The organism is Bartonella sp. AA86SXKL, from assembly GCF_042196885.1.
The window spans coordinates 1-228 of the sequence record NZ_JBHIRE010000543.1 but is presented as its reverse complement, the minus strand read 5'-3'; the positions used below and the strand labels follow the sequence as shown (position 1 = coordinate 228).

Sequence of the window (228 nt, the reverse complement as noted above, 5' to 3'; positions counted from 1 at the left end):
CGCAAGCTTATAAAATGATTTAGGATGTTGAGCAATTTGATCGGCGAACTTTGGGCCTAAGCTTGGATCTATATTGACCATTTCTACAATTTCTTTTAGTGCTTCTGATTTGTTATAAACACGTTTTGATAAACGTTCGACTTCATGGCGGTATGATTCAACTCCAGAATTATTTGTGAGCCTTTTGGCAAGTTCTTCATTGGTGAGAGGGGCTAAGGTTTCTTTTGG

Annotated in this window: 1 protein-coding gene; it reads right to left on the bottom strand. The window is 38.2% G+C overall.

Annotation, left to right across the window (positions count from 1 at the left end; genetic code table 11):
* Positions 1 to 228 (bottom strand): BID domain-containing T4SS effector (locus ACFIO5_RS13175; RefSeq protein WP_375705651.1); only part of this gene is annotated, 228 nt, incomplete at both ends.